The 23,788-nt window shown below is 71.2% G+C and carries 26 protein-coding genes and 1 tRNA gene; 13 read left to right on the top strand and 14 right to left on the bottom strand.

Annotated elements, in window-relative coordinates; all coding sequences use genetic code 11:
* The first annotated feature begins 61 nt into the window (after positions 1-61).
* Together AB0I21_RS09150 and AB0I21_RS09145 are read left to right on the top strand one after the other, a co-directional pair.
* Complete coding sequence (locus tag AB0I21_RS09150) at positions 62-652, top strand: SigE family RNA polymerase sigma factor (protein ID WP_360559826.1); 591 nt, start codon at positions 62-64, stop codon at positions 650-652.
* Positions 588-1,685, top strand: coding sequence for a hypothetical protein (locus AB0I21_RS09145; protein WP_360559825.1), 1,098 nt, complete (start codon positions 588-590; stop codon positions 1,683-1,685). Before AB0I21_RS09150 ends, AB0I21_RS09145 begins: the two co-directional genes overlap by 65 nt.
* A gap of 78 nt (positions 1,686-1,763) precedes the next feature.
* Here the strand turns inward: AB0I21_RS09145 and mctP are convergent, their stop codons facing one another.
* From mctP to AB0I21_RS09130, 3 genes are all read right to left on the bottom strand, one after another.
* Positions 1,764-3,419: a monocarboxylate uptake permease MctP gene (gene mctP, locus AB0I21_RS09140; protein ID WP_360559824.1), complete on the bottom strand. Its 1,656-nt coding sequence runs from the start codon at positions 3,417-3,419 to the stop codon at positions 1,764-1,766.
* Positions 3,420-3,425: 6 nt separating this feature from the next.
* Complete coding sequence (locus AB0I21_RS09135) at positions 3,426-3,647, bottom strand: DUF3311 domain-containing protein (RefSeq protein ID WP_360559823.1); 222 nt, start codon at positions 3,645-3,647, stop codon at positions 3,426-3,428.
* 336 nt (positions 3,648-3,983) lie between these two features.
* A complete protein-coding gene (locus AB0I21_RS09130) occupies positions 3,984-4,898 on the bottom strand; it encodes a pyridoxal-phosphate dependent enzyme (RefSeq protein WP_360559822.1) in 915 nt (304 codons plus the stop codon).
* A 72-nt stretch (positions 4,899-4,970) separates the two neighbouring features.
* On the opposite strand from AB0I21_RS09130, the gene AB0I21_RS09125 reads away from it, so the two are divergent.
* Positions 4,971-5,846, top strand: a complete 876-nt coding sequence (locus tag AB0I21_RS09125; RefSeq protein ID WP_360559821.1) for a LysR family transcriptional regulator — start codon at positions 4,971-4,973, stop codon at positions 5,844-5,846.
* Between the two features lie 587 nt (positions 5,847-6,433).
* Here the strand turns inward: AB0I21_RS09125 and mshC are convergent.
* The 5 genes from mshC to AB0I21_RS09100 all read right to left on the bottom strand — a co-directional run bounded on the left by mshC (position 6,434) and on the right by AB0I21_RS09100 (position 10,979).
* Positions 6,434-7,684 (bottom strand): cysteine--1-D-myo-inosityl 2-amino-2-deoxy-alpha-D-glucopyranoside ligase, encoded by a 1,251-nt coding sequence (mshC, locus tag AB0I21_RS09120; RefSeq protein ID WP_360559820.1) that lies wholly within the window; start codon positions 7,682-7,684, stop codon positions 6,434-6,436.
* 74 nt (positions 7,685-7,758) lie between these two features.
* Positions 7,759-8,562 (bottom strand): SCO1664 family protein, encoded by an 804-nt coding sequence (locus AB0I21_RS09115; protein WP_354902688.1) that lies wholly within the window; start codon positions 8,560-8,562, stop codon positions 7,759-7,761.
* Positions 8,563-8,567: 5 nt separating this feature from the next.
* Positions 8,568-9,131, bottom strand: a complete 564-nt coding sequence (locus tag AB0I21_RS09110; RefSeq protein WP_344502147.1) for a DUF3090 domain-containing protein — start codon at positions 9,129-9,131, stop codon at positions 8,568-8,570.
* 103 nt (positions 9,132-9,234) lie between these two features.
* On the bottom strand, positions 9,235-9,933 hold the full coding sequence (locus AB0I21_RS09105) for an MSMEG_4193 family putative phosphomutase (protein ID WP_360559819.1): 699 nt from the start codon (positions 9,931-9,933) through the stop codon (positions 9,235-9,237).
* Positions 9,930-10,979, bottom strand: a complete 1,050-nt coding sequence (locus AB0I21_RS09100) for an LLM class F420-dependent oxidoreductase (protein ID WP_360559818.1) — start codon at positions 10,977-10,979, stop codon at positions 9,930-9,932. Before AB0I21_RS09100 ends, AB0I21_RS09105 begins: the two co-directional genes overlap by 4 nt.
* A 105-nt stretch (positions 10,980-11,084) precedes the next feature.
* Here AB0I21_RS09100 and AB0I21_RS09095 point away from each other — a divergent pair, with 105 nt between their 5' ends.
* Genes AB0I21_RS09095 through AB0I21_RS09085 form a run of 3 tightly spaced genes read left to right on the top strand, consistent with a single transcriptional unit; the run spans position 11,085 to position 13,230 of the window.
* Entirely contained in the window at positions 11,085-12,056 is a 972-nt protein-coding gene (locus tag AB0I21_RS09095; protein ID WP_360559817.1) for an aldo/keto reductase, read from the top strand.
* A 10-nt stretch (positions 12,057-12,066) separates the two neighbouring features.
* Positions 12,067-13,026 (top strand): hypothetical protein, encoded by a 960-nt coding sequence (locus AB0I21_RS09090; protein ID WP_360559816.1) that lies wholly within the window; start codon positions 12,067-12,069, stop codon positions 13,024-13,026.
* Positions 13,027-13,038: 12 nt separating this feature from the next.
* Complete coding sequence (locus AB0I21_RS09085) at positions 13,039-13,230, top strand: DUF5703 family protein (RefSeq protein WP_327010753.1); 192 nt, start codon at positions 13,039-13,041, stop codon at positions 13,228-13,230.
* Between the two features lie 81 nt (positions 13,231-13,311).
* Here AB0I21_RS09085 and AB0I21_RS09080 read toward each other — a convergent pair whose 3' ends face one another.
* The 4 genes from AB0I21_RS09080 to AB0I21_RS09065 form a co-directional block, all read right to left on the bottom strand.
* Complete coding sequence (locus AB0I21_RS09080) at positions 13,312-13,503, bottom strand: hypothetical protein (RefSeq protein ID WP_360559815.1); 192 nt, start codon at positions 13,501-13,503, stop codon at positions 13,312-13,314.
* A 1,190-nt stretch (positions 13,504-14,693) separates the two neighbouring features.
* Positions 14,694-15,404 (bottom strand): hypothetical protein, encoded by a 711-nt coding sequence (locus AB0I21_RS09075; RefSeq protein WP_360559814.1) that lies wholly within the window; start codon positions 15,402-15,404, stop codon positions 14,694-14,696.
* A 43-nt stretch (positions 15,405-15,447) separates the two neighbouring features.
* Positions 15,448-16,749, bottom strand: a complete 1,302-nt coding sequence (locus tag AB0I21_RS09070) for a M20/M25/M40 family metallo-hydrolase (RefSeq protein ID WP_360559813.1) — start codon at positions 16,747-16,749, stop codon at positions 15,448-15,450.
* An 83-nt stretch (positions 16,750-16,832) separates the two neighbouring features.
* The gene (locus tag AB0I21_RS09065) at positions 16,833-17,663 is read right to left on the bottom strand and encodes an SGNH/GDSL hydrolase family protein (protein WP_360559812.1); all 831 of its coding nucleotides are present in this window, start codon (positions 17,661-17,663) and stop codon (positions 16,833-16,835) included.
* A 143-nt stretch (positions 17,664-17,806) separates the two neighbouring features.
* Here AB0I21_RS09065 and AB0I21_RS09060 point away from each other — a divergent pair, with 143 nt between their 5' ends.
* The 7 genes from AB0I21_RS09060 to AB0I21_RS09030 all read left to right on the top strand — a co-directional run bounded on the left by AB0I21_RS09060 (position 17,807) and on the right by AB0I21_RS09030 (position 22,164).
* Positions 17,807-18,451 (top strand): hemerythrin domain-containing protein, encoded by a 645-nt coding sequence (locus AB0I21_RS09060; RefSeq protein WP_360559811.1) that lies wholly within the window; start codon positions 17,807-17,809, stop codon positions 18,449-18,451.
* 39 nt (positions 18,452-18,490) lie between these two features.
* Entirely contained in the window at positions 18,491-18,637 is a 147-nt protein-coding gene (locus AB0I21_RS09055; protein ID WP_360559810.1) for a GPGG-motif small membrane protein, read from the top strand.
* A 180-nt stretch (positions 18,638-18,817) separates the two neighbouring features.
* Positions 18,818-18,900: transfer RNA gene (locus AB0I21_RS09050), tRNA-Leu, on the top strand.
* 126 nt (positions 18,901-19,026) lie between these two features.
* Entirely contained in the window at positions 19,027-19,491 is a 465-nt protein-coding gene (locus AB0I21_RS09045; RefSeq protein ID WP_360559809.1) for a hypothetical protein, read from the top strand.
* Positions 19,481-20,521: a tyrosine-type recombinase/integrase gene (locus AB0I21_RS09040; protein WP_360559808.1), complete on the top strand. Its 1,041-nt coding sequence runs from the start codon at positions 19,481-19,483 to the stop codon at positions 20,519-20,521. Before AB0I21_RS09045 ends, AB0I21_RS09040 begins: the two co-directional genes overlap by 11 nt.
* Positions 20,522-20,807: 286 nt before the next feature.
* A complete protein-coding gene (locus AB0I21_RS09035) occupies positions 20,808-21,152 on the top strand; it encodes a hypothetical protein (protein WP_360559807.1) in 345 nt (114 codons plus the stop codon).
* Between the two features lie 208 nt (positions 21,153-21,360).
* Positions 21,361-22,164, top strand: coding sequence for a DUF4145 domain-containing protein (locus AB0I21_RS09030; protein ID WP_360559806.1), 804 nt, complete (start codon positions 21,361-21,363; stop codon positions 22,162-22,164).
* Between the two features lie 122 nt (positions 22,165-22,286).
* On the opposite strand, the gene AB0I21_RS09025 is transcribed toward AB0I21_RS09030, so the two are convergent.
* A complete protein-coding gene (locus AB0I21_RS09025; protein ID WP_360559805.1) occupies positions 22,287-22,574 on the bottom strand; it encodes an HNH endonuclease signature motif containing protein in 288 nt (95 codons plus the stop codon).
* Positions 22,575-23,191: 617 nt separating this feature from the next.
* Positions 23,192-23,698 (bottom strand): hypothetical protein, encoded by a 507-nt coding sequence (locus AB0I21_RS09020; protein ID WP_360559804.1) that lies wholly within the window; start codon positions 23,696-23,698, stop codon positions 23,192-23,194.
* Positions 23,699-23,788 lie beyond the last annotated feature (90 nt).

Raw genomic sequence — 23,788 nt, 5'->3', positions numbered from 1 at the left:
GCGGGCGTGCAGCGTTCGGGTGGGCGGGGACCGTTCTATCCGCGGCGGAGGGAGCGGCCCTTTGAAGGCAGACGATCCGGACGGGTTCCGGGAGTTCGTGGCGGCGCGGATGGCGGCGCTGCGAAACCTGGCATACGTCACGTGCGGGGACTGGCACTCGGCGGAGGACGCCGTCGCCAACGCCCTGGCCAAGTTGTATCCGCGCTGGTCGCGGCTCGACCGACCGGACCTGTACGCGCAGACGATGGTCGTGCGGGCGGCGATCGACGAGACCCGGCGGCCGTGGTGGCGGCGGGAACGGTCCGCCGGCGACCAGGTGCCGGACGTCGCGCAGGCCGATCCCAGCGGTGCCGCCGACGAACGCCTGACCGTACGCAGGGCGCTGCAGGCGGTGCCCGTCCGGCAGCGGGCGGTGCTGGTGCTGCGGTACTACCTGGGCATGACGGCCGAGGAGGCCGCGGAGGTGCTCGGGATCCGGGCCGCATCGGTCAGGAGCCAGACGACCAGAGGTCTGGCGAATCTCCGGGCGGCCCTCGCCGCCGGAGGCGTGGTCTTGGATGAACCGTCGGAACTCGGAGAGTGGACCAATGCAGATGCAGGACCTGGTGGAGCTGGCGACGTCAGAGCCACCGCCGCTGCGGCAAGACGCTGACCAGATCCTGGCGGCGGGCCGGCGGGTCCAGCGCCGGCGCAGGGTGGCGACCGGTGCCGCCGCGGCCGCGGTGCTGGGGGTGATCGCCGCCGCCGTCGCCGTGCCCGCCCTCGGACGGGGCGGCGAGGAGACGCAGCTCCAGATGGGTGCCCCGGAGAACAACCAGCCGGTGCCCGCGACGGCGGAGCCGTTCACGTTCACGTTCGGTGGTTACAAGGTCGGGAAGCTGCGGGTGGCGCAGCCGGTCGACGTGTCGACGGCGTACCAGCTCGCCTCCGTGTACGCGGACGGGCTGACCACCGCCGACAAGGCCGCCGACCCGGACACCCCGGCGCGGGGCGGCGACAGGCTGTACGCGTACCTGACCGTGTACCGGGCCGGTGCGTACGACCCGTCGAAGCTGACCGGCACGCAGCCGGTGACCGTCGGCGGGCGGCCCGGGCTGGAGGCCGGCGGCCCGTACCTCGGCTGGGCGACGCGGCGGACGCTGGCGTGGCAGTACAACACGGACGCGTGGGCGGTGATCCAGGCCAGCTCCGACGACGCCGCGTACCCGTCGGCGAAGGACCTGCGCGACCTCGCCGCCGGGCTGCGCGGTCAGACGCCGGTGCCGGCGAAGGCGCCGGTGAAGCTGGGCTACGTGCCGGCCGGATACCGCCTGCAGGAGGCGTCGATGCACGCCATGACGGGGCTCAACGGGATCGCCGCGGCCCGCGACGGCGACTACGCGGGCCTGCTGTTCAGCAACCCGGCCCTGCCGACGGCCGGGTTGACGGCGCCGTTCGGCGGTGAGGACGGCGCCGACCCGAAGGGCAGCTTCGTGGTGTACGTCGTGCCGGCCGCCAACTCCAACCAGCAACCCTCGCCGGGCGTGACCTGCGGCAACGGCTTCTGCAACCGGTGGGTCGGCGGCGTGAACATCCAGGTCAGCAGCGGCGGACGGCTGACCGACACGGAGATGACGAAGGTCCTCGACGGCGCCACCCTCGCCGACGTGAAGAACGAGCGCACCTGGACACCCGTGCCGGCCTGACGTCCCTGACGACGGCGACGGCCACCCACCGGTCGGTGGGTGGCCGTCATCGTTTCCGGGCCTTGTTCAGGTGATCGGTCAGGTGATCGGGTCGGGGGCGACCTCCGGCTTGGTGGCCGGGCGGGCGGTGTCGACGCGCGGGTCGCCCTCGTCGGCGAAGTAGTCCGCCGCGCTGGTGTCGTCGCCGCCGTCGGTGACCGACGCGGCCCGCAGGATCAGCGTGAGCAGCGCCGCGACGATCAGGTTGACCGCGACCGCGACGAAACCGACGTAGATCGTCTTCGCCGAGTCGAAGCCGAACTCCTTCAGCGGGAACGCCGAGCCGCCGAAGTGGGCGCGCTTCGTGGCGGCGTTCGGGATCTGGTACAGCATCCACATGCCGAGGCCCATCCCGGCGACCCACCCGCCGATCAGCGCGCCGCGGTGGAACCACCTGGTGAACAGGCCCAGCGCGACCGCCGGCAGGGTCTGCAGGATGATGACGCCGCCGATGAGCTGCAGGTCGATGGAGAACTGCGGGTCGACGAAGACGACGAAGACCAGCGCACCGACCTTGACCAGCAGCGACGTCACCTTCGACACGGTCGCCTCCTGGTGCGGGGTGGCGTCGCGCTTCAGGTATTCGCGGTACACGTTGCGGGTGAACAGGTTCGCGGCGGCGATCGACATGATGGCGGCGGGGACGAGCGCGCCGATGCCGATCGCGGCGTAGGCGATGCCGGCGAACCAGTCGGGGAAGAGCTTGTCGAACAGCATCGGCACGACGGTGTTGTTGTCGTTGGTGCCGTTCGGGTTCTTCAGCGGGGTGACGCCGGCGGCGATCGCGGCGTACCCGAGCAGCGCGATGAGGCCCAGCAGCAGCGAGTACGCCGGCAGCGCCGACATGTTCCGCTTGATCACGTCGCGGTTCCTGCTCGCCAGTACACCCGTGAGGCTGTGCGGGTAGAGGAACAGCGCGAGCGCGGAGCCGAGGGCGAGGGTGATGTACTGCAGCTGGTTGTTGGCGTTGAGGAGGATGCCGTCGGTCGCCGCCGGGGTCTTGTCGAACTTCGCGTCGGCGGCGTCGAAGATGGCGCCCCAGCCGCCGAGCTTGTACGGCAGGTAGAACACCGCGACGAGGATGACGACGTAGATCAGGGTGTCCTTGACGAACGCGATGAGCGCCGGCGCCCGCAGGCCGCTGGAGTAGGTGTAGGCGGCGAGGATCGCGAACGCGACGATGATCGGCAGGTGCCGGGCGATCGTGCCCTCACCGGTCACCCCCATCGTCTTGAGCACGGACTCGATGCCGACGAGCTGCAGCGCGATGTACGGCATGGTCGCCACGATCCCGGTGACCGCGATCAGCAGCGCGAGCGTCGGTGACTGGAACCGGGCCCGCACGAAGTCCGCCGGCGTCACGAACCCGTGCCGGTGCGACACGGACCACATCCGCACCAGGACCAGGAACACGAGCGGGTAGATGATGACGGTGTACGGCACGGCGAAGAAGCCGGCCGCGCCGGCCGCGAACAGCAGCGCCGGGACGGCGACGAACGTGTAGGCGGTGTACAGGTCACCGCCGACGAGGAACCAGGTGATCCAGCCGCCGAAGTTGCGGCCGCCGAGTCCCCACTCGTCGAGGTGGTTGAGGTTGTCCGGGCGGCGCCAGCGGGCGGCGACGAAGCCGACCACGCTCACCCCGACGAACAGGATGACGAAGATCGCGATCTCGACCTGATGGTCACGCCACATCGCCGGTCACCGCCGCTTCGTCATCTGGTAGACCAGCGTCGTGGTGCCGACCCCGACGGCGACGATGGCCAGTTGCATCCAGTAGAACCGGGGGAAGCCGAGCAGGCGGGGGCTGTCGGCGTTGTACCAGACGGTGACCAGCGGCAGCACGATCGGGATGAACAACAGCCAGTTCCACGGGCTCTTGTCCGCGGCCCGGGGGGTGTCGGGGCGTTCGGGACCGGTCACGGCCAACCTCCTTCACGAGGGTTGTGCGCGCCTGGCGGGCGGCCAGGTAGATCGACGTAACCTGATCGGCGTCCCGGCCGCTGACCGGTGGGGTCACGGATCGGCGAACGGTCGGTTCCGCGCGCCGGACGGTGTCCTGGATCACACCAACGGGGTTCCGTTCGGTCCTTGCGGCCCTTCCGCGGCCCCCTTCCGTGTGCTTCTCGCGGGCCCTTCCGCGCGCTCTTCGCTGGGCCCGTTCCGTGTGCTCTTCGCGGGCCTTGTCCGCGCGCTCTTCGCGGGCCTTCCGCAGGCCTTCCGCAGGGCCCGGCGCGCGGCGGCGGGCCGGGCGGGCGGTCATCGCGACAGTTCGGCGGGCGCGGCGTTGCCGCCGGTCAGGATCACCGCGACCCGATCCCCCATCAGGTCGGGCCGGGCGAGGACCGCGGCCAGGGCGGCGGCACCGGCGCCTTCCGCCTGGGTGTGCGCGCTGCCGGACAGCACCCGCCGGGCGTCGTCGATCGCGTCGTCGTCGACGAGCACGAAGTCGGCGAGCAGGTCCCGCAGGATCTTCTGCGGCAGCTCGAACCCGCGCCCCGTCGCCAGCCCGTCGACCCTGGTCCGGTTGTCCCGCCGCACGCACGCCCCGGACCGCCACGAGTCGTGCGCGGCCGGCGCGGCGCTGGACTGCACGCCGACGACCCGGCAGCCGGGCGCGACCGCGGCGGCGACCACGCAGGCGGCGGCCGCTCCTGTACCGCTGCCGACCGGCACCACCACCGTGTCGAGGTCCGGGTGCCGTTCGAACAGCTCCAGGTAGGCGGTCCCGACGCCCGCGATCACGGCCGGCTCGTCGCCCGGGCTGACCAGCCGCCCGCCGACCGTCCCGGCGTGCGCCTCCGCGTCGGCCATGTTGTTCCCGTGCAGGGTCACGGTCGCGCCGAGCGCCCGCACCGCACGGACCTTGAGCTCCGCGGCCCCGGCCGGCATCACGACGTGCGCCGGGACGCCGAACGCGCGGGCGGCGTACGCGATCGCCCGGGCGTGGTTGCCGGTCGAGTACGTGACGACGGGCTCCCCCGCGCCGAGTCCGGCCATGAGGTTGAGCGCCCCGCGGACCTTGAACGCGCCCGTCGGCTGCGCGTTCTCGTGCTTGACCACGACCCGGCGGCCCGCGACCTCGTCCAGCAGCGGATACGACCAGGACGGCGTCGCCGGGAGGTGCGGGTCGAGCACCCGCCGGGCACGCAGCACATCGTTGAGACTCACCATGCGGTCCAGCTTGGTGCCGGTACCATATATAAATCCAATGCCGAGTTTCTCGGAAACTCATAGGTGGGATCTATGCTGGATGTGACGCGCCTGCGGGTGCTCGCCGCGGTCGCCCGGCACGGCTCGGTCACCGCCGCCGCCGAGGCGCTGCACTACGCCCAGCCGTCGGTCAGCCACCACCTGTCGCGCCTCGAGGCCGAGACCGGCGCGTGTCTCGTGCAGCGCGTCGGCCGCGGCGTGCGCCTCACGCCCGCCGGCCGGCTCCTCGCCGAGCGCGCCGAGGAGATCCTGGGCCGGCTCGACGCCGCCGAGGCCGAGCTCGAGTCGCTGACCGGCCTGACGTCCGGCCGGGTGCGGCTCGCCGCGTTCCCGTCGGCGCTGGGGTCGTTCGTGCCGCTCGCCGCCGCCCGCTTCGCCGCGTCGCACCCGGGCGTCGCGTTGAACCTGGTGGAGGCCGAGCCGCCGGAGGCCCTGCGGCTGCTCAAGGCCGGCGAGGTCGACCTGGCGGTCGTCTTCGACTACGCCGCCGGCGACCCGGTCCCGGACGACGGCGTCCGGCTGACCCCGCTGTTCGACGAGCCGCTGCACCTCGTCACCGGCCTCGCCGAGACCCGCGACCTGGCCGGCCTCGCCGGCGTCCGCTGGATCGGCGGCTGCGAACGCTGCCGGACGAGCCTCGTGCGGCGGTGCGCGGCGGCCGGATTCACGCCGGAGATCGCCTTCACCACCGACGACTACGTCGCCGTGCAGGCCCTGGTCGCCGCCGGCCTGGGCGTCACGATCCTGCCGGACCTGGCGCTGCGCGCGCACCGCTCGGCGGGCGTCCGGGCGCAGCCACTCCCCGGCCCGGGCCGCCGCGTCACCGCCGCCCTCTACGGCACGCCCCCGGACCCTCCCGCCCCCGCCGCCCTGCTCGCCGCCCTCCTGGCAACCGGGTCCCCCACCTAGCCGTCCGGGTCTCCGGGTGGCACGCCCGCCGTACAACGGAGACGGCGGCAAGATCGTCAGACCGGTCGTGAACCTTGGTGCTGGCCACCGGCGCGGCGCTGTTCACGGTCGGCAACGTCCGCCGCGCAGTCCTCGAACACTTGCCACACCTCCGCGACTCCGAAGCCGGTCCGCTCTGGCTCCCCCGTCGTTTTGGCGCTCAGAGGCCACAGACCGGCCCGTTACCCGCGGCGATGCGAGGGGACCGGCAGACCCGGTGGCCCACCAAGCCCCGCACCATTCCGGCAGGCAGGCCGGGCAGGCAGGCCAGCAGAGCGGGCCGGGCCAGCAGAGCGGGCCGGGCCAGCAGAGCGGGCGAGCTGGCAATAACGAGGAACCATGCGCCCTCGCGACCGGTCATGATGTAGCAAGGCCGGGGCACGGGAGCGAAGCAGCGCGGGCGGGGGGCCTCCGCCGGGCGGCGACCCGGGGCGTCCGACGGACCCGGGCGCGGCGATCAGGCCTGCCCGCCCGCGCAATTCCTTCAACCGGTTCAACGACGTGGGTCTGGGCTTGATGCCCGGCGGCGCGTCGGCGGTGGGAACCGGCTACAACTTGATGCCCAGCAGGGCGTCGACGGCGAGGCGCAGCACGGCGGGGGCGTCGCGGTCGTCGCCGGCGTCGGCCAGGGTGGCGTCGACCCAGGCGTCGACGGCGGCCAGGGCGCCCGGCGTGTCGAGGTCGTCGGCGAGGCGGTCGCGGAGCTGGTCGAGCAGCTCGATGCCGGACGGGCCGATGGAGGCCTTGGCGGCGGAGCGCCAGCGGGAGAGCCGCTGCTGGCCGGTCTTGAGGACGTCGTCGGTCCACTGGCGGTCGTTGCGGTAGTGGTCGGCGAGGAGGGCGAGGCGGACCGCCATCGGGTCGACACCGTCGCCGCGGAGGCGGGAGACGAAGACGAGGTTGCCCTGGCTCTTGGACATCTTGTCACCGTCGAGGCCGATCATGCCGGCGTGCACGTAGTGCGTGGCGAAGGGGGTCTTGCCGCTGAGGGCCTCGGCGTGGGCCGCGGAGCACTCGTGGTGCGGGAAGAGCAGGTCGTTGCCGCCGCCCTGCACGTCGATGGTGTCGCCGAGGAGGCTCTGGGCGATGACGGCGCACTCGATGTGCCAGCCGGGGCGGCCGGGGCCGAGGTCGCCGCCGTCCCACGCGGGCTCGCCCTCGCGCAGGCCGCGCCAGAGCAGCGGGTCGAGCGGGTCGCGCTTGCCGGGACGCTGCGGGTCCCCGCCGCGCTCGGCGGCGAGGCGGAGCATCTCGGTGCGGGACAGGTTGGACTCGCTGCCGAAGCCGGGGGCGGTCGCGACGCTGAAGTAGACGTCGCCGGTGCCGTCCTCCAGCGCATACGCGTGGCCGCTCGCGATCAGCGCGGACACCTGCCGCGCGATCTGCGGGATGGACTCGACGGCGCCGACGTAGCGCTTCGGCGGGATGATCCGCAGCGCCTCCATGTCCTCGCGGAAGAGGGCGGTCTCCCGCATCGCTAGCACGACCCAGTCCTCGCCGTCGCGGGCGGCGCGCTCCAGCAGCGGGTCGTCGATGTCGGTGACGTTCTGGACATAGTCGACCTCGTGGCCGGCGTCGCGCCAGACCCGGTTGGCCAGGTCGAACGCGAGCATCGTGGCGGCGTGGCCGAGGTGCGTGGCGTCATAGGGGGTGATGCCGCAGACATACATGGTGGCGGGCCTGCCCTCGATCCGCACCGGCGCGATCTCGCGGCGCGCGGAGTCGAACAGGGCGAGGGTGGTCGCACCGGCAGCGGTGCGGGGCAGTGTGGGCACCGCCGGTGCCGACCATGAGTCCATCCGCCAAGACTATCCGCGGGGTACGACCGAAACATCGGGGAAACCGGTGTGACGAACCTAGCGTAGACAGGGCCTTACATCGGCGGCCACGGAATGGCGTGGCGGTCCTCGTCGGGGGCCGGATACCGCTTCTCCTGCAGCAGCTGGGTGATCCGCAGCGCGACGGTGCCGACCTCGGCCGCGGTCAGGTGGTCCGAGAGCGACTCGGCGAGCCCGGCGGTGTACTGGGCGCGCAGCTTCTCCAGCACCTCGATCGCCTCGTCGGGCAGCGGCTCGCCGGCCCAGCCCCACAGGATGGTGCGCAGCTTGTCCTCGGCGTGGAAGCAGATGCCGTGGTCGACGCCGTACACGCGGCCGTCGACGGTGTCGATGATGTGCCCGCCCTTGCGGTCGGCGTTGTTGGCGACGGCGTCGAAGACCGCCATCCGCGCGAGCCGGGGGTCGTCGTCGTGGGCGAGGACGAACGGGCGCCCGCGCTCGTCGCGCGCACTGAGGATGCGCTTCCACGTCCGTGGGACCTTGGCGGCGGGCACGAAGCCGAGGATCGCGTCGTCGGTCTGCAGCTCGTCGTCGATCCACAGCTGGACCATGCCGGTGCCGAGGGGCCCGTCGCGCAGGACGGTCGGCGGGACCACGGACCAGCCGGTGGCCTCGGACAACAGCCAGGCCGCGTACTCACGGCCGGCGAGGGTGCCGTCGGGGAAGTCCCACAGGGGCCGCTCGCCGCTGACGGGTTTGTACACGCACCGGGCGACGGTCGACCCGTGCGTGATGACGGCCCGCAGGGTCGCGTTGGACGCGTCCATCAGCCGGCCTTCGATCTCCATGGTGCCGTGGCGGAGCAGCTCCAGCGCCTCGTCCTGGGGCAATGCCGGCACGGCGTCTACCGGCGGTAGCCGTTGTGACGCGGGCAGAGGTGCCCGCGGGCGTCGAGGGGCTGGCCGCACAGCGGGCAGGGCGGCCGTCCGGACGCGACGACCCGCTTGGCCCGGTCGATGAACGCGCGGGTCGCCTGCGGCGTCAGCCGGACCCGCAGCCGGTCCCGGTCGGCGCTGCTGAGCTCGTCGTCGTCCTCGTCCTCGGCTTCCTCGGCCTCCTCCTCGCCGACCGCGATGGCCTCGATGACCACGGTCGCGGTGTCGACGTCGAAGGCGAGGCCGAGCGTGCCGACCCGGAACTCCTCGTCGAGAGGCGTGTCGAGCGGCTCGTTGTCGCTGGTGTCGACGGCCGCGGTCTCGGGCAGGTCGACGCCGAAGCGGCGCTGCGCCTCCAGCAGGAGTTCCTCGAGCTTCTCGGCCAGGAGGGTCACCTGCACCTTCTCGAGGGCGACGCTGACCAGCCGCCCCCCGCCGCGCGCCTGCAGGAAGAAGGTCCGCTCCCCCGGCGCGCCCACGGTCCCCGCGACGAACCGCTCGGGCGGCTCAAATGCATACACCTGGTGGCTCACACCGTCACCTCCGCTGCGCTGCGGCTCGTCCGCGACGCTCCGGACCGCTCATGCTAGAACTCTATCCGCATGCTTCGGTCAGCGCTCACGCCAGGCAGCAAGATCACACGGAACCGCCCGAACCGCCCCCGACGGCGGCATCCGACGTCGGCTCCTCGTCGATCTTGGGGACGAACGGCGACAGGTCCCCACCGGTGTCGTTCAGCCGCAGGACGAAGGACCGCAGCGGGGTGTACCGGATCACCGTGACCGACGCGGGCTCGACGGCGATGCGCTGGAACAGGTCCAGGTGCATGCCGAGCGCGTCGGCGACGATCGCCTTGATGATGTCGCCGTGGCTGCACGCGAGCCAGACCGCGTCCGCGCCGTGCGACTCGGTGAGCTTGGCGTCCCACGTACGGACGGCGGCGATCGCACGGGCCGACATCACGGCCATCGACTCGCCGTCGGGTCCGGGGAACACCGCCGCGGACGGGTGCGCCTGCACCGTCGCCCACAGCGGCTCCTTGGCGAGCTCCTTGAGCGGCCGGCCGGTCCAGTCACCGTACCGGCACTCAACGATCCCCTCATCCACCGAAATGTCGGAAAAGTCGGGAAGAGCCAGCGACAGCGTCTCCCGGCAGCGCGGCAACGGGCTGGACACCACCGCCGCTAGGGGCAGCTTCGCCGCGGCGAGCCGCTCCCCGACCGCCAGCGCCTGCGCCTGCCCGACCTCGTCGAGCCCGACGGGCTGGTGGCCGGCGAGCACCCCGCTGGCGTTGGTGTTGGTCCGGCCGTGCCGGAGCAGGAGCAGTGTCGTCACGCGGACAAGCCTGCCATCTCGTACGCGCGCATCAGCTGCCGCATGGTCTGCGTGCCGTGCTCGTGGTCGCCGAAGAGCAGCGCCGCCAGCTCGGTGACGCCGGCCTCCTGGTAGGCCTTGAGCCGCTCCGCGATCCGCTCGACGGGCCCGATCAGCGACGTGCGGTCGATGAACTCGAACGGGATCGCCGCGGCCGCCTCGCGGTGCTTCTTCGCCAGGTACAGGTCCTGCACCTCGCGGGCCGCGTCGCCGTACCCCATCCGCGTGGCGAGCGCGTTGTAGAAGTTCTGCTCCCGGCTGCCCATCCCGCCGACGTACAGCGCCGCGTACTGCCGCACCAGCTCCGCGCACATCTGCGGGTCGTCGCCGACGACCACTGGTACACCGGCGCAGATCTCGAAACCGTCGAGCGTCTTGCCGGCCTTGGCCCGGCCCGCCTCGATCGGCTTCAGCGACTCCGCGGCGAACTCGGGCGAGAAGAAGATCGCCAGCCACCCGTCGGCGACCTCGCCGGCGAGCTCCAGGTTCTTCGGCCCGACCGCGGCGAGGTACACCGGGACGTGGTCGCGGGTCGGGTGCAGGGTCAGCTTGAGCGCCTTGCCGGGGCCGTCGGGCAGCGGCAGCCGGTAGTGCTGCCCGTCGTAGGCGACCGTCTTGCGGGTCAGCGCGAGGTTGACGATGTCGATGTACTCGCGGGTGCGCTGCAGCGGCCTGCCGAACCGGACGCCGTGCCACCCCTCGGACACCTGCGGGCCCGACACGCCGAGACCGAGCCGGAACCGGCCGCCGGACAGCTTGTCGATCGTCGCCGCGGTCATCGCCGCCATCGCCGGCGTCCGGGCCGGGATCTGGAACACCGCGGAGCCCAGCTCGATGCGCTCCGTCTGGCCCGCGAACCACGCGAGCATCGACGGGGCGTCCGACCCATACGCCTCCGCCACCCATACGCAGGAGAAACCGAGGCGGTCGGCCTCCTGCGCGAGGGCCAGGTGCCCGGCCGGTTCATTCCACGCCGCGAGATATCCGAGGTTCAACGCGAGCCGCACAACTGCCTCCCAGGGTCCCCCGCGCGACCCTGCACGGGCGGCACCAAGGGTAGCGGGGGGCCCACCTACCCGCCTTCGGTGGGATCCGGCCGTATCGTTCCACCTATGCAACAGCGACCGCTCGGCCGTAGCGGGCTGGCGGTATCCCGGCTGGCCCTCGGCACCATGACCTGGGGCCGTGACACCGACGCCGACGATGCGGCCGCCCAGCTCAAGACGTTCCGCGACGCGGGCGGCACGCTGCTGGACACGGCCGACGTCTACGCCGACGGCGAGGCGGAGTCGGTGATCGGTGCCCTCGTCGGCCGGCTCGTGCCCCGCGACGAGCTGGTCATCGCCACGAAGGCCGGCCTGCGACCCGGCATGGCGCGCCGCCGCGACGGCTCCCGCAGCCACCTGTTGCGCGCCCTGGACACGTCCCTCGAACGCCTCGGCACCGACCACGTCGACCTTTGGCAGGTCCACGGGTACGACCCCGACACGCCCCTCGAGGAGACCCTCAGCGCGCTCGACACCGCCGTGCAGACCGGCCGCGCGCGCTACGCGGGTGTGTCGAACTTCTCCGGCTGGCAGACCGCCCGCGCCGCCACCTGGCAGGCCGCCTGGCCCGGCCGCGCCCCGCTGGTCTCCACGCAGGTCGAGTACTCGCTGCTCGAGCGCGGCATCGAGCGCGAGGTGATCCCCGCCTGCTCCGCACTCGGCATCGGCCTGCTGCCCTGGTCGCCCCTCGGCCGCGGCGTCCTCACCGGCAAGTACCGCGGCGGCGTCCCCGCCGACTCGCGCGCCGCGTCGCCGCACTTCGAGCGGTTCGTCGCCCCGTACCTCGACGACCGCTGCGCCGGCATCGTCGAGGCGGTCGCCACCGCCGCCGGCGGCCTCGGCGTGTCGCCGCTGGAGGTCGCGCTCGCGTGGGTGCGCGACCGGCCGGGCGTCGTCGCCCCCGTCCTCGGCGCCCGCACCGTCGGCCAGCTCCTCGGCGCGCTGCAGACCGAGGAGATCGAGCTGCCCCGCGAGATCCGCGCCGCCCTCGACGACGTGTCGGCTCCGACGTCGGGCTATCCCGAGCGGCAGACATAATCAGCAGATCATGATCCGATCCGCGTTGTCGTCCCTGGTACTGGTAGCGCTCCTCGCCGCGTGCGACTCCGGGGCCCCGGTCAGCCACCCGGACGCGACGGTCCCGACCCCCACCTGGGCGCCGGCACCGTCCGTCTCACCCGCCGGGACCGTCGCCCCGGCCGGTGGACCCGCCTCCGCCGTCGCCGTCTCCGGGTCCCAGACAGCGGTCGGGCTGCCGTCCGGCCTCGCCGTTCTGGACACCTCAGGCACTGCGCTGTTGCCCACATCGGATCCTGTACGAGCCGTGGTGGCCCTTCCGTCCGGCCACGGCTTCCGCGCCGTGGCGGGCAGCACCGTGGTGACCGTCGGTGGCGGTGGCGGCACCGCGGACCGCTGGGAGCTCCCGGCCCCCGGCACCGCCCTCGCCGTGCACCCGTCCGGCTGGACCGCGGTCACCGTCCCCACCCTCGGCGACGTGATCATCCTCTCCCCCACCGGCGCCGTCACCCGCACCATCCACACCGGCGGCCGCCCCGGAAGCGTGGCCCTCACCGGCGACCTCATCGGCGTCCTGGACCCCGCCGAGACGTCACTCACCGTGTACGACGCCACCTCCGGCACCCGCCGCGAAGGCCTCCGCGCCGGCGACGGCGCCGTCACCGTCACCACCGACGACACCGGCAGGTTCGTGGTCCTCGACGCCCGCGACGGCGAACTCCTGGTCTTCGAGACCGGCCCGCTCCTCCTGCGCCAGCGCTACCCCGTCCCCGGCGGCCCGTACGCACTCACCTTCGCCCGCTCCGTGCTGTGGGTCACAGTCACCCAGCGTAACGAACTGGTCGGCTACGACCTGAGCGGCGGCACCCCCCGCGAGGTCGCGCGCCACCCTACCGTCCGCCTCCCGATCGCCGTCGCCGCCGACCCCTCCACCGGCACCATCGCCGTCGCCGGGTCGGCTGAAGGGCTGGTGCAGCGCATTTCGCCGTAGCAATATCGGTTCATGGACTACGAATACGTGCCGTTGCGGCTGCCGTCGAACGTCGACCGGCTCACCGCCAACGCACAGTTGACGATCCAGGCCGAATACGGCGGCTGGGAGCTGGCCAGGGTCCGCCTCTACGCGGACGGCACCCGCCAGGTCATGCTCCGCCGCAAACTCACCAGCGACGCCATGCCCGGCCTCAGCACGTAGGCCCGCGGTCCCACCGATCCACCCTCATCGTGCGCGCCCCAGCCGCACGCCGACCACCCACGGCCGGTGAACAACGGGCGCCTATCCGATGACGGCCAGCACCGCCTCGAGGACCCCCGCCCGCTCAGGATGCGCCCCGCGATACCTGGCCGCGGCCCCGTCCCGCCACTCCGGCACCTCGAGCACGGCCGCGTTCTCCCGGATCCCTTGCAGCCGGATCTCCCCGTCCAGCCACTCGCCGATCCCCACCCCGCGCTCCCGGCGCTCCCACACCGCCGCGCCTCCCCCAGCGCCGAGGCCATCACCGCTCCCGACGGCGGCACAGCCATCCCCGCCCCGAGCATCCCGGTGATCGCCTCACTCCGCCGCTCCCACACATCCCACTCAGCCACCAGTCCTCGCACCCCCAGACCCGCTCAACGACCGACAGCGCCCACCCCCATGATCGAAGGCCACCTCCGGCCACCCGGACGACCACCACCCGACTTCGATCACAAGCCCCACCTGCACAACCACCGCCAGCACCCGCGATCGAACCGATGCACACCGGTTACCGGCGCGCAGCATCGAGCGACATCCTCGACAGCACTGGACCAGGCGAGAACAGCCGCCAGAGAAACGTGACCGCAACCCCGGCACAGACCGCAACCACCCACCACCATGATCGAAGGACACCCCTGGCCGCCCAGACGACCACCACACGACTTCGATCACAAGCCCCGGCCGCGCAGCACCGGCAATCGACCTGATGCGCACTGGTCACCGGCGCGCAGCATCGAGCAACACCCTCAACAGCGCCCGACCATCCGAGACCAGCCGCCGGCGAACATCACCGCAACCACGGCACAGACCGCAACCACCCACCACCATGATCGAAGGACACCCCTGGCCGCCCAGACGACCACCACACGACTTCGATCACAGGCCCCGGCGGCGCAACCAACGCCCGGCAGCACCGACGCCAGCGAACGAACTGCTGCGCACCGGTCACCGGCACGCAGCATCGAGCGACACCCTCAACAGCGCCCGACCATCCGAGAACGGCTGCCGGTAACAACACCGCAACCACGACACGGACGGTGACCACGCCACCCGGCGCCCGGGTCCCCAGCCGGGCGGAAGAACCCCACCTCCGTGCTGGCCTGACCTGTGACCCACATGGATCGGCGAGCCCGCACCCGACTCCGCCCACCGAGGACAGTGAGGGCCGACCAGATTCGCCCGCGGCCCCACCGCCGGACCCGCACCGCCCCGGTCGAAGGCTGGGCAGCCATGAGCAGCGGAGCGGGCCGTGGTCAGCGACGGGCGGCGGGCTTGGTGGTCTGGCTCGGAGGCGTCGCCGCCGGGCACCGACCCCGTTACGTGGTCTGGAGCGACGGCACCAGCGACGAGATACGGCCGAACGGCCGCGGGCTGACGGCCGCGGCCGGGCCGGCAGGTGCGGGCCCGGCTGCGGCGGTCGGTCAGCGGTCGGCCGGCTCGGTGTTCTTGTCGGAGGCGTCGCCCGTGGCGGGCTCGTCCTCGTCGAGGTCCTCGTCCAGCTCGACGAACGCGTGCTCGTCGAGGCGGTCGACGACGCGGTCCTCGGCGCCGACGGCGAAGGGGCCGGTGCCGTCGTTGTCCTCATACGCCTCGGGGTCGAGCGGGGTGGCCACCTCGGCGACGACGACCACGCCGTCGAGGGACTCCAGCTCGGGGATGTCGAGGGCGCCGAGCGAGCCGTCGCCGGCCTGCATCAGCTCGAGGACGGCCTCGCCGACCGTCTCGACGGAGGCGGTGTCGCCGTCGCCGGGGTTGGTGCGGCGGGCGGCGTCGGCGAGGCGGAGCAGGGCCGCGACGCTGGGGACACGGTAGTCGCGGCGCTGGCGGACGGAGATGATCTGCGGGTGCGGGTCTTCGGCCTCGGTGCCGTCGACGCCGCCGATGCCGACGCCGAACTGGCGGTCCGCCTCGTCGGGGTCGATGGCCTCGACGTCCCACGGGGTGACCTCGCCGAAGGCGTCGAGCAGGAGCTCGTCGTAGCCGTTGGAGGCGTTGTTGAGCTCGACATAGGCGCGCCACACCTCGTCGTCGTCGGCCCGCCCGTCGGCGGCCTTGACCGCGGCAAGGTGGTCGCGGGCCGCCGTGATCACGCGCTCGAGCGCGGCGTCAAGCTCCGCGTGCCGGTCGGTCATGATGGGACTCCCCCTGATATCGGTGGTGGGACGGTCGGGTTGATCAGGATTGCTGCATGAACCTGTCGAGGACTCGCACGCCGAACTGTAGTCCCTCCAGGGGAATGCGCTCGTCAATGCCGTGGAACAACGCGCCGAAGTTCAGGTCGGCGGGCAGCCGCACGGGTGAGAAGCCGAAGCAGCGGATGCCGAGCTTGTCGAACTGCTTGGCGTCCGTGCCGCCGCTGAGCATGTACGGCACGGGCAACGCGCCGGGGTCCTCCGCCTTGAGCGCAGCCGTCATCGCGTCGACGAGGGCGCCGTCGAACGTGGTCTCCAGCGCGGCCTGGCGGTGGATGTACTCCAGCTCGATGTCGGGGCCGACGAGCTCGCGCAGCTGCTGCTCGAACAGCTCCGACTGCCCGGGCAGGGTGCGGCAGTCGATGGTGGCGGACGCGCGGCCGGGGATCACGTTGTCCTTGTACCCGGCGGCGAGGCGGGTCGGGTTCGCCGTGTTGCGCAGGGTCGCGCCGATGATCATCGCGATCGGCCCGATCTTCTCCACGGCCCGCTCGGGGTCGTCGAGGTCGAGCTCGATGCCGAGGATCTCCGACACCTGCTCCAGGAACGCTCGCACGGTCGGCGTCATGATCACCGGGAAGCGGTGCCGGCCGACCCGCGCGACGGCCTCGGCGACCGCGGTCACCGCGTTGTCGTCGTTGATCATCGAGCCGTGCCCGGGGCGCCCCTTGGCGTGCAGCCGCAGCCAGTCGATGCCCTTCTGCGCGGTCTCGATCAGGTAGAGGCGCTGGTCGCCGCCGACGCTGACGGAGAAGCCGCCGACCTCGCCGACCGCCTCGGTCACCCCGTCGAAGTAGTGCGGGTGCCGCTCGACGAGATACTGCGCGCCATAGGTGCTGCCGGCCTCCTCGTCGGCGACGAAGGCGAGCACCACGTCCCGCGGTGGCTTGCGGCCCTCGCGGCGCATCTGCCGTACAAGAGCCAGGACCATCGCGTCGAAGTCCTTCATGTCGACGGCGCCCCGCCCCCACAGGTAGCCGTCCTTGATCTCACCGCCGAACGGGTCGACGGACCACTCGGAGGCGTCGGCGGGCACGACGTCGAGATGTCCGTGGATCAGCAGCGCGTCACGCGTCGGGTCGCTGCCCTCGAAGCGGGCGACGACGCTGGCCCGGCCGGGCGCGCTCTCGTGGATCTGCGGATCGAGGCCGACCTCGGCGAGCTTCTCGGCGACATACTCCGCGGCGAGCCGCTCCCCGGCGCTCGTCTCCAGGTCGCCCGTGTTGGTGGTGTCGATGCGCAGCAGGTCGCGGCAGAGCTCGATGACCTCGTCGGTGGCGTCCATGAAGAAGTCATACCAGGCGCCTGTGACAATTTCGGCGGGTGGTCCGGTGGGCTACCACGAAGCGTCACCGGACCACACTGACTTCACCAGCCGAAACCGGCCGCGTAGCTCACCGAGGCGAGCACCGCCTGCCCCGACGCGTTGGGGTGGAAATAGTCCCAGGTCGAGATCTGCGACAGCTGGAACGGGTAGCCGAAGACGGCGCCGCCGTCGTACTTGCAGTTGGCGCCGTACGCCGCGCAGGCCGACGCCAGCTGGCCGTTGAAGTCGGCGACCCGCTGCCGGACGCGGTCGCGCCGCGCGGTGTCGGCGGACGCGGTCGACGTCGGGTTGGCCAGCATCGACTGGCAGATGCCGAACAGGCCCCAGGCCGTGCGCGCGCCGGAGGTGTCCTTGCCGACCTGCCAGAGCCGCTTCAGGTCGGGCACGCTGATGAGCAGCACCTTCGCCTCGGGCAGGCCGGCCTTCAGCGTGCCGAGGGCCGCGTCCAGCGACGCCCGGAACGCGGCCACGCTGGTCATCGTCGACTCCGACGCGGTGCAGGCGTCATTGGCGCCGATCAGGATCGTGACGTAGGCGACACGCTGCGAGACGGCGGTCTGGGCCTGACCTGGCATGTCAGCGGCTTTCGCCCCGCTTTTTCCGTCATTGTACGAGTGGCCGTCAATCGCCGGGTTCACCGCGCGGATCCGCAGGAAGTGGCTGTTGACGGAAGCTGTGCTGCCCGTGCTGAACGAGCGGGACGGGCAGTCGGCGAACCATCCGCACGCGTTGAACCCGCGGGTGATGGAGTCGCCCATGCTGGCGATCGATCCGGGTGGCGGCCCGGCTGCGGCGTACGCGGGAGCGGTGGCTCCCAGCAGCACGACCAGGGTGGCGGCGAGGACGGTCAGTCCCCGCCTGGTGAGGGACATGGCGGCCCCTTTCCGTAGCAGGTGGCGGCCGGCTTCCATCGAAGGCGGTACATGGGAGCGTACTGGCCGGTAACCACTCGTTTCAAGAAGTCACGCCTCGGGTACCGACGCGGCAACGACAACAACCGATCGAGGAGGCGCACGTGAGTGCCGCACCGCTGCCGCCGCTACCGCCGGTGCCGGGCATCGAGGACGACGAGGTCGTCTTCGGCGGACCGAGCATGCTCGACCTCCTCGACGAGGACCACCAGCAGCTCGCCCAGCTCTGCGACCGGCTCGCGACCCCCGACGAGCAGGAGAAGGCCAGGCCGCAGGACATCGAGGACGTGCTGGTGGCGACGCTCGCGCGGCACCTGTCCGCCGAGGAGCAGTACCTCTACCCGACGGTCAAGGCCGTCCTGCCCGACGGCGACCCGATCGCCTCGCAGGAGGTCGCCGCGGACGCGGAGCTGCTCCTCGCCCTGCAGCGGCTGCACGCGACCCCCGCCGCCGCCGGTGCCGCGTACCACGACGCGCTGGAAGCGGTCGCCACCCACGTCCGCTCGCACGCGGACCGCACCGGCAAGGGGGTGTTCCCCCGTCTCCGCGAACAGTGCAGCGACACCGAGCTCGTCCGGCTCGGCAACCGCGTCCTGATCGCCCGCGGCGCCGCACCCACCCGACCCCACCCCAACACCCCGGCCAAACCGCCGCTCAACAAGCTCGTCGACCCGGCCGTCGCCGTCGTCGACAAGGTCCGCGACGTCCTCACCCGCCGCACCACCTGGCCCGAGGACCTCGCCGGCTGACCACGTTTATCGATCTCTCCCCGGAGGTACAAGACCATCATGGCAACTCTTCTGTGGATCATCGCGGTCCTCATCGGCATCGCCGGCGTCGTCGCACTTCTCCGCCGACAGATCCTGTGGGGCATCATCCTCATCGTCGTCGCCCTACTCGTAGGCCCGGGCGGCGTGAGCATCTTCAACGTTTGACGTCGGGCGGCCGGCACCCCCCACCGGCCACCCAGGCGAAACGGGCCCCGGCGCTCCCCCCTCCGCCGGGGCCCTTCGCGTGTCGCACCCCCCGATTCGCCAAGATCCGCGTAGACCGTGTAATGTCTCCGTCGGCCAGCCGGGCGGTGAGAAAGCGACCGGGTAGGATGGTCGGAGCAAGTCGAAGTGGCGGAATGGCAGACGCGCTAGCTTGAGGTGCTAGTGCCCGCAAGGGCGTGGGGGTTCAAGTCCCCCCTTCGACACTGGTCTTGGTAAATGTTTACCAAGATCGACGAACTCGTAGCATCCCAGGAGCAGACCCGAGCGGGTGACCACCCGGTCGGGTTTCGCCATGCGCGGACCGCGCTCAGGCGGCCACGATGATCCGCGTGCGGCGCAGCGTTCCGGCCCCGGCCGAGCAGATGATCGCGGCGCTCATACCCGTACCACTCCCCCGCGTCCGCCCACCACGGCCGCCGCTGCCCCACCTGCCCGCACGATCCACCGGGCCCGACCAGGTCGAGCCACACCTTGACGTCGGCCGGCTCGATCCGTCCGGCCGGATCTCGGCACGCCCGCTGCTGCACCGGCTGGGCTGGCCACCCGGGCACCGTGTGCAGTTCGACATCGCATACGGCGCCGTCACGGCCAGGTCCAACCCGGTGGGCCGGCACGCCATCGGCGCCACTGGCCTGCTCGCCATCCCGGCGTCGGTCCGGCAACTGTGCCACCTCGCCGCCGGCGCCGTGGTCGTCCTGCTCGCCGATCCCGCCCATGACGTGCTGCTGGTGTACCCGGCCCGAACCATCGCGCGACTCCTGGCCGACCAGCTCGCCGCAGGCGATGGCAGCTGACCGCGCACGGCTGGACGCCGCCTGGACAGCCCTGGCCGAGCTCGGTGTCACCCTCGCCGACCTGCAGCGCGACGCCCGACCCACGCTGCCGACGTTCGACGAGTACCTCCCGCAGGTCCTCGCCGCGGCCGGCCCCGGCGCGCTACGCGCGTACCGCAGCTACTGGCAGCGCATGACCACGGCCTGGGGCGACCTCACCATCGACACCATCACCGCGAGCGACATCCAGGCGCTCCAGCGACGCGTCGTTGGCAACGCCCGAGCCCGGCGCAACAGCCGCGGCGGCCGCCACGCCGGCGAACTGCTCATCGCCGCCGCCCGCGCCTTCTACAACGTCGCCATCGCCGACGGCCTCATCGACGCCGCGAACAGCCCGGCCCACCGCGTCCGCAAACCCCGGCGGCTCCCCACCACCCGGCGGGCGCTCACCCCGGCCGAACTGACCGACATCAACCAGGTCGCCCGCACCACCGGCAACGACACGATCCTGGACGCGCTGCTGCTGCGCCTGCACACCGAAACCGCCTGCCGGCGCGCCGGTGCGCTCGGGTTGCGGCTGCAGGACCTGGACGCCGAACGCGGTCTGCTCCTGCTGCGCGAGAAGGGCGGCACGATGCGCTGGCAGCCGATCAGCCTCGATCTCGCCGCCAGCCTTGTCCAGCACGCCGCCGTCCGCGGCGCCGTCGTACCAACCGACCCGCTGCTTCGGTACCGCAATGGTCGCGCCTTGACCAGCCGCCGCTACGACCAGCTCTGGCACCGCATCGGCACCCACCTGCCCTGGGTCGCCGCCCAGGGCATCACCGCCCACTGGCTGCGCCACACCACCCTCACCTGGGTCGAACGGCACTTCGGCTACGGCACCGCCCGCGCCTACGCCGGCCACACCGACACCACCGGACCTGCCACCACGACCTACATCCGCGCCGACCTGCAAGCCGTCGCTGGCGCCCTCGCCGCGATGACCGGGCAACCACACCCGCTCGCCCAGGCCATCGACAGGTACAACGGTGGTCTAGCTCGACCTTGAACACCGCTGCCAAGCCTGTTTGCGTAGTCCTGGCGAGCGCTCTACCCCTACTGGGCCCCACCCGGCGACCTCGACCAGCTCGTCACCTAGAACAACCGTGCCACCGGCGCCTGGTGGCTCTACCACTGGTACGGGCTGATGTCCGGCAACACCGTCGCCGTCTCCCTCGCCAACCAGAACCGGTCCACCCAGGCACTGGCCGCGTACGACGCCGGCGCGAAGCAGGCCCGCATCCTGCTCGTCGGGCCGCGCGGAGCATTCGCTCGGCAATGGCGCCGAGCTGCCGTTGCTGCGCCGCGGTCAGCGGGTCGAAATCGACGCGGCGGACCTCGTCGACGTGCGCGGCCGCGCTGGCGACGACCTTGGCCTGGCCACCACCGATGACGTGGTCCCGGCCGGCCATCATCGCCGCGAACCCCTTGCGGGCCACGACGGCCGGGGCGTTCTTCCACGCGTTGTCGCCGAAGCGGGTGCTGCCCACGCCAGCCCGCTGATGGAACGCGGTGACTGTCGTGCCGAGCAGCAGGACGGCCACGCTGACGCCGTTGCCGGCTGCCCATCGTCGGCCGTCTGGGCACGGCGTTCAAAGGAAAATCCCCGAACGGGTGACGAATGGCCGACGGGTGGCTGATCCAGGTCCGGGCGGAAAATGGGCGATCTGACCGGCGGCCCCGAGCCCGGTCGACCGTGGCAAGCCCGGCGACCGCTCCGCCCGTTCCGGCGCTGCCCACCGGAGAGGTCGAATGGTGCGCTCCGGACAGAAGTGGCACGACGTGGGTCAAGCTGTACCGCAGGAATGTGGATGGCGCACAGATTCGTGGCCGCGTACGGTGTCCGGGGTGGACCACCCGCTTCTTCCGCTGACCGACTGGTTCTTCGACCTGCCGTACATCGTCTGCCCCTCCTGCTCGCGTGGCCATCTGGAGAAGACTGGTGAGTTCGTCACGCAGCGCTCCGCAGTGTCGCGTCAGTCCGAGGCCGAATGCCCTGAGGGCTTCGAACCGGAGTGGATAACGGGCGTTTTTACCGGCGTTCTGACCTGCTCGCTTTCCGGATGCCTGGAAGGTGTGGCGGTGGCCGGTGGCTTTGAGGTCGTCGATAAACCCACTCCCCTCAACGAATGGAACTATCAGGAGCGGTACGCCGAGCGGTATCGGTTGCGGTTCGCGTACCCGGCGCCGTCGATCGTGGCCTGCCCACCGCTCACGCCGAAGACGGTTCAAGACGCAGCTTGCGCGGCCGCGGTGGTGATGTGGACCGACTCGGCCGGAGCCGCGGGCCGGTTGCGGGTGGCGGTCGAGGAGTTGATGACCGTGCAGGCGATCGACAAGTACAGACCGGTCAACACGCAGGGTGGCGGGCAGCCGCCTAAGCCTCGAACGGCTCACGAGCGCATCACGGAATTCGCCCAGACCAAGCCCGATGCCGCCGAAATGCTCCTGGCGGTGAAGTGGATTGGCAACTCCGGCAGCCACGAGTCGGGGCTAAGCCCTCAGGACGTCCTGGAAGGCGCTCAGATGCTTAGCCACGCGCTGCGGCTGCTCTACGACCCAAGCGAGGCGGACCTGAAACGCCGTGCAGCCCTGGTGAACGAGCACCGAGGGCCAGCCCCTCGTGACATAGCGACCTCCGCCAAGGAGTGAATCACCCGGACCGGTCCGTGGCAGTTCTCGCTGGCTGTCCTGCTCGTGCGGACGTCGGGAATCGACGCTAGCCGGGCGGACTCGCTGTGACGCGTGTCGGAGGTTGTGCCTGCGAGCGCCAACTACGAGCTGCTGAGGCTTCGCTCTCGGTGACGACGGAGCGCTTCCTTGTCTGGTCGACTCGCGGATCCGCTCGGCTGACGTAGCAATACTCCATCGAACTCGGCGTACTCGGAGTTCTTGAGTCTTGGATCTACGCGGACGTGGTTGCGGCCGTCGACCCAGATGAGCGTCTTGTCGAAGAGGTTGTGCAGGTCCGCACGTAGCAATAGGCCGTTGCTGACGTGGTCAGTCCGCCGCTGGCGACTGGGTCGATGTGAGCGGCCTGAAGCACGTCGCTGACATCGCACCCGCTGATCGCACACCGCCCGTGGTAGGCCTTCATAAGTTCAGCCCGGAATGCCGGTTGGCCTTGTCGGTCCAGTACCTGCTGGAGTCTCCGGATGCGGGACTTCGGCAGTATCTGCGGTCGCGGTGCACGTACGGCATCGAGCCAGTCCTGTATCCGGTCAGTTTCGGCCGAGTCGAGCGTGCGTACGGTCCGCGGGGAGGAGGACAGGACCTCGGGCGGCGTCGAGGCGGAGAGGAGCTGCCTGGTCGTCTGCGTATCCCACTGGATGTAGATCCGCCAACAGGCATGGGCTTCCGACCAGCGAGGGCCATCAACGGCAACGCCGCGCGCGACGATCCGAGAGTACGGAACGCCTGCATACACCCAGATGGTGTCGGCGGCCTTCAGCAGGCGGAAGCTGCTGCCGAGGTGCCAATCGGCGATGTCGCCTGGTCGGACGGCTCGGAACATGTCGAGTACACGCTCGTCGTATCCCCACGCTTCCGGGTCGTTCTCGTTGACTGGATAGACGTACTCGCTCATCGCATCACTGCCTGCCCCTGTTCGGCGCTCACCGTCTGCCCCTGCTGTCGGCCCGTTGGGGTTGCCCGATCGGGCTTCACCACGGTCGTTGCTCTAACGACCCGAGACATACCTCCAGACCGCACGATCCAGGTCCCGGGGATCCACTTCAAGGCGCTCAGCGGCCCCTAAGTAGCAGCTGTGCAGGTCGCCGTATGAGAGATCCGGCAAGCCGGCGTCGGCGGCAAACGAACGAAGATGAACATCGACTGCTGCAGTGGACACGCCAGCCAGAATGCACAGGTAATCCGCGGTCTTTGGACCCACACCGTTTATCGCACAGAGTGCGGTGACGTTCTCTCGGTTGCTGACGAAAGCCGCAAGTTGCTCGACCGTATCGACGCCGTGGGTAGCCAGGTGAAGGGCAAGTCGATGGATGCGGTCCGGCTTTTTGCCGGGCCACTTGAGCATCTCGCGTAGGCGATCTGGGCCGCCGAGTGCCAACAGACCACTTGTTGTGTCCGCATCTGGCTGTTCGGAGCGGAACCGGTGTGCTCGGGCGTTCACCGTCTCGTATCGCATACCAGCTTGCAGGATAGCGTCAACGAGGATGGCGCCCACGTGACCGTAGCCACTCTGCCGGTGCACGTCGATCGATAGGTCCACACGCTGGACGTGCGAAGCTAGTGCAAAAGTGTGAGGCACGAGCCC

Origin of the sequence: Dactylosporangium sp. NPDC050588 (genome assembly GCF_040654975.1) — a bacterium.
In the GTDB taxonomy this organism is placed as follows: Bacteria; Actinomycetota; Actinomycetes; order Mycobacteriales; family Micromonosporaceae; genus Dactylosporangium; species Dactylosporangium maewongense.
Note: the sequence above shows the minus strand (reverse complement) of the source record. Positions and strands in the feature narration are given on the sequence as shown.

Coding starts and splice junctions, on each gene's coding strand:
- AB0I21_RS09095 (WP_360559817.1), top strand. CDS start 11,085: ATGCAACAGCGACCGCTCGGCCGTAGCGGGCTGGCGGTATCCCGGCTG.
- AB0I21_RS09040 (WP_360559808.1), top strand. CDS start 19,481: ATGGCAGCTGACCGCGCACGGCTGGACGCCGCCTGGACAGCCCTGGCC.
- mctP (WP_360559824.1), bottom strand. CDS start 3,419: ATGTGGCGTGACCATCAGGTCGAGATCGCGATCTTCGTCATCCTGTTC.
- AB0I21_RS09125 (WP_360559821.1), top strand. CDS start 4,971: ATGCTGGATGTGACGCGCCTGCGGGTGCTCGCCGCGGTCGCCCGGCAC.
- AB0I21_RS09090 (WP_360559816.1), top strand. CDS start 12,067: ATGATCCGATCCGCGTTGTCGTCCCTGGTACTGGTAGCGCTCCTCGCC.
- AB0I21_RS09130 (WP_360559822.1), bottom strand. CDS start 4,898: ATGGTGAGTCTCAACGATGTGCTGCGTGCCCGGCGGGTGCTCGACCCG.
- AB0I21_RS09070 (WP_360559813.1), bottom strand. CDS start 16,749: ATGGACGCCACCGACGAGGTCATCGAGCTCTGCCGCGACCTGCTGCGC.
- mshC (WP_360559820.1), bottom strand. CDS start 7,684: ATGGACTCATGGTCGGCACCGGCGGTGCCCACACTGCCCCGCACCGCT.
- AB0I21_RS09065 (WP_360559812.1), bottom strand. CDS start 17,663: ATGTCCCTCACCAGGCGGGGACTGACCGTCCTCGCCGCCACCCTGGTC.
- AB0I21_RS09055 (WP_360559810.1), top strand. CDS start 18,491: ATGGCAACTCTTCTGTGGATCATCGCGGTCCTCATCGGCATCGCCGGC.
- AB0I21_RS09085 (WP_327010753.1), top strand. CDS start 13,039: ATGGACTACGAATACGTGCCGTTGCGGCTGCCGTCGAACGTCGACCGG.
- AB0I21_RS09145 (WP_360559825.1), top strand. CDS start 588: ATGCAGATGCAGGACCTGGTGGAGCTGGCGACGTCAGAGCCACCGCCG.
- AB0I21_RS09075 (WP_360559814.1), bottom strand. CDS start 15,404: ATGACCGACCGGCACGCGGAGCTTGACGCCGCGCTCGAGCGCGTGATC.